The organism is Coprococcus sp. AF21-14LB (assembly GCF_003458885.1).
Lineage (GTDB): Bacteria > Bacillota > Clostridia > Lachnospirales > Lachnospiraceae > UBA9414.
In genome coordinates, this window is record NZ_QRVX01000094.1 from 1 (window position 1) to 3,459 (window position 3,459).

A 3,459-nucleotide genomic window follows, 5' to 3' on the forward strand; every position below is an offset into this window, starting at 1 on the left:
TTTATATCTTCTAAACTCAAACCGTCTATTTCCTTTGCCCGCCTTTGTGCGGGCTATTTTCATTCAAAAGTTCGACGAAAGTCGAACTTTCCTATAAAGTAAAAAAAGCTACAACTTTTGATTTCTCAAAAGCTGTAGCTTTGAAACATGCGGATGACAGGAATCGAACCTGCACGGTCTCCCACTAGATCCTAAGTCTAGCGCGTCTGCCAGTTCCGCCACATCCGCACAATGAAGCATCGGGGATTCGAACCCCGGACAACTTGATTAAAAGTCAAGTGCTCTACCGACTGAGCTAATGCTCCATAACTATATTGTAATTCGCCTGGCACCTTTGTCTTCTCCCCAGACTAACTGGCTAGTTGGATTCGAACCAACGAATGCAGGAGTCAAAGTCCTGTGCCTTACCGCTTGGCGATAGCCATTACATAGAAATACCTTGTCAACGAAACAGTTCGTCTAACAAGGTCTACACTAAAGGGTGGATACAGGGATTCGAACCCTGGGCCTCCAGAGCCACAATCTGGCGCGCTAACCAACTGCGCTATACCCACCATAACGTGCTCGAAGGGATTCGAACCCCCGACCCACGGCTTAGAAGGCCGTTGCTCTATCCAGCTGAGCTACGAACACATATCTTAAAGGCTATACTTGGCTTTAAGAAAGCGGGTGATGGGAATCGAACCCACGTATCTAGCTTGGAAGGCTAGTGTTCTACCATTGAACTACACCCGCATGAATCGGGGTGACAGGATTCGAACCTGCGACCTCCTGGTCCCAAACCAGCGCTCTAGCCAAGCTGAGCCACACCCCGATGTTTTATTGTTTTTGCATCTCTCCCTGACGCAAGTGTTATTATATATGAACTAAATTCAAAAGTCAACATTTTTTTCAATTTTTTTTTATTTTTTTTGTTTTTTTATTTTTTCCTGCATTATTAGCACAGATAAGCTAGATTCTCATGCTAACTTATCTGTGCATATTCCATCATTACTTTGACCATTCTGTCCGTTCTACAGGTAACGTATTTCTGGTCGAAGCATTCCATCCTTTTCTGCCTCAATCACAATATAGCTCGGCCTTCTGTCACTTTGGCGCGGATAACTTAAACTCCCAGGATTTGCTACCAGAATCCCACTGTTCCATTCCACAATCGGTCGGTGGGTATGACCATAAAACACTGCCTGCGCTCCCCCTGCCGATGCTGCAAGCGCCAAACGTTCTGTTCCCATAGAAACATAATAAGCATGACCGTGTGTCAGCATTACTTTCTGACCTGCAATGCGTACCTCTGCTTCTCTTGGCAAATCTGACCAGAAATCATTATTACCGGCTACCATGTAGACCGGACACTCCATCACTGCCCGAATGTAATCTTCTCCCTCTTCCACATCTCCAAGATGAATCAACATATCCGGCTGGCCTTCCCTTTCCAGCATTTTATCAAAATTTCCATGTCTCCCGTGCGTATCACTGATTACAAGTATTTTCATATTTCTTCTCCATTACTTTTCGCATTGACCGCAGCGCTTTTCCCCGATGACTCACTTCATTCTTCTGCTCCGGTGTAATCTCTGCAGAAGTCATTCCGAACTCCGGAAGGAAAAAGATTGGATCATATCCAAATCCGTTCACTCCCGCAATCTTATATCCTATCCGGCCTTCCATAGCCTCACACACGACTTCTTCTGTTCCATCCGGAAATACTGCCGCAATCGCACACACAAATCTGGCTGTCCTTTTCTCGTCCGGAACTCCATCTAAACGATCAAGCAGCATCTGGTTCTTAATGTCATATGAAGTATCTTTTCCGGCATAACGCGCAGAATAGATTCCCGGTTCTTTATTCAGATAATCTATTTCCAAGCCGGAGTCATCTGCCAGAATAATATCTGAAGGAAGACGCTCTGCAATCGCCCGCGCTTTAATCAACGCATTTTCTTCAAATGTTGTCCCATTTTCTTCTACATCCACATCGATTCCGGCTTCTTTCATAGATAAGATTTCCATTCCAAGATCAGAAAGAATCATCTTAATTTCTTTCATCTTATTTTGATTTCCTGTTGCAAAAATGATTCGTTTTTCCATCTGTATACTCCTTTATTTCTTCGGTCTCGGTGGTTTTGGTCCCAAGACTGATAGTAATAAGTCTTCAGCATTCCATTATATATTTTGCGATTCTTGTCCGCTTTTCTTCCCATATATTTCTCTGTATCTTCATAAGACGTAATCAGATATGCAGACCAGCTGTCTAATTGCCGGTAGGCATCTCCCAACGCACGGTAAATGTCCGGAAGCGCTTCTTTTTCTTCCAGTCGTTCTCCATACGGAGGATTTGTAATAAGAAATCCATATTTTTTCGGGTGGCTCAAATCTTTCACCGCCCGCTCCTGGAAATGGATCAGATGATCTACCCCTGCCTCTCTTGCATTATGTCTCGCAATCCGAACCATATCTCTATCAATATCATATCCCTGAATATCCACTTCCACGGAATCATCCACAAGATCATTCGCTTCATTTATTGCTTCATACCAGAGCTTCTTCGGAATCAGATTATTCCACTTCTCTGCCGTAAAAGAACGGTTCATACCAGGTGCAATATTTGCTGCCATCATTGCCGCTTCAATCGGAAATGTTCCGCTTCCGCAAAATGGATCCACAAGAATCCTGTCTTTCTTCCACGGAGTCAGCATAATAAGCGCTGCTGCCAGCGTCTCCGAAATAGGTGCTTTTCCTGCTGTTTCGCGATACCCTCTCTTATGCAGAGAACTTCCCGATGTATCGATTCCGATCGTCACAATGTCTTTCATTAGAAATACTCGGATCGGATATTCTGCTCCTGTCTCCTGAAACCATTCAATGTGATATTTCTCTTGAAGACGCTTCACAATTGCCTTCTTCATAATAGACTGGATATCTGACGGACTGAAAAGTTTACTTTTAATTGAAGATGCTTTTGCTACCCAGAACTTTCCGTCTGCCGGAATCCACTGTTCCCACGGAAGTGCCTTCGTCTTATCAAACAGCTCCTCAAAACTGCTTGCTTTAAACGAGCCTGCCTTTAAAAGCACTCTCTCTGCCGTTCTCAGAAAAATATTTGCACGCACAAGCGCTTCCATATCTCCGTAAAATGTCACCCTGCCATCTTCCACGCTGGCAATTTCATAGCCAAGATCAAGAACTTCTCTTTTCAAAACTGATTCCAGTCCAAAATGACACGGTGCGATCAATTCTATCATATTCATGTGTTTTTCTCCTCTGTTATCTGATAACTTCTATATTAATGTGATTTAGAAACACTGTCAACATGATGCTGCCAAAAATCTCCGTCAGTCATTCTTAACACGATCGAGTAGGAGGCTAATCATTAATTGATTAGCCGACCTCTCACACCACCTAGCATACCGTTCAGTACTAGGCGGTCCTTAGTTTTCACAAACTACTAGATAATAGTCA

The 3,459-nt window shown here is 43.6% G+C and carries 2 protein-coding genes, 7 tRNA genes and 1 pseudogene; all 10 read right to left on the reverse strand.

The window, feature by feature from the left end; genetic code table 11:
* Window positions 1-148: 148 nt before the first annotated feature.
* The 10 genes and pseudogenes from DWX73_RS12930 to DWX73_RS12975 all read right to left on the reverse strand — a co-directional run bounded on the left by DWX73_RS12930 (window position 149) and on the right by DWX73_RS12975 (window position 3,248).
* Window positions 149-228, reverse strand: a tRNA-Leu gene (locus DWX73_RS12930).
* Window positions 229-232: 4 nt separating this feature from the next.
* Window positions 233-305, reverse strand: a tRNA-Lys gene (locus DWX73_RS12935).
* 51 nt (window positions 306-356) lie between these two features.
* Window positions 357-425: transfer RNA gene (locus DWX73_RS12940), tRNA-Gln, on the reverse strand.
* Window positions 426-480: 55 nt separating this feature from the next.
* Window positions 481-554: transfer RNA gene (locus DWX73_RS12945), tRNA-His, on the reverse strand.
* 5 nt (window positions 555-559) lie between these two features.
* Window positions 560-633 (reverse strand) — tRNA-Arg (locus DWX73_RS12950).
* Between the two features lie 31 nt (window positions 634-664).
* A tRNA-Gly gene (locus tag DWX73_RS12955) sits at window positions 665-735 on the reverse strand.
* Between the two features lie 5 nt (window positions 736-740).
* Window positions 741-814 (reverse strand) — tRNA-Pro (locus tag DWX73_RS12960).
* Between the two features lie 199 nt (window positions 815-1,013).
* Complete coding sequence (locus tag DWX73_RS12965; protein WP_118349095.1) at window positions 1,014-1,493, reverse strand: metallophosphoesterase family protein; 480 nt, start codon at window positions 1,491-1,493, stop codon at window positions 1,014-1,016.
* On the reverse strand, window positions 1,471-2,088 hold the full coding sequence (rdgB, locus tag DWX73_RS12970) for an RdgB/HAM1 family non-canonical purine NTP pyrophosphatase (protein ID WP_118349096.1): 618 nt from the start codon (window positions 2,086-2,088) through the stop codon (window positions 1,471-1,473). Before rdgB ends, DWX73_RS12965 begins: the two co-directional genes overlap by 23 nt.
* Before the next feature lie 12 nt (window positions 2,089-2,100).
* Window positions 2,101-3,248, reverse strand: a pseudogene (locus DWX73_RS12975) (THUMP domain-containing class I SAM-dependent RNA methyltransferase).
* Window positions 3,249-3,459 lie beyond the last annotated feature (211 nt).

Excerpts from the sequence above, each read along its gene's own strand:
- DWX73_RS12965 (WP_118349095.1), bottom strand. The coding sequence starts at position 1,493 with ATGAAAATACTTGTAATCAGTGATACGCACGGGAGACATGGAAATTTT.
- rdgB (WP_118349096.1), bottom strand. The coding sequence starts at position 2,088 with ATGGAAAAACGAATCATTTTTGCAACAGGAAATCAAAATAAGATGAAA.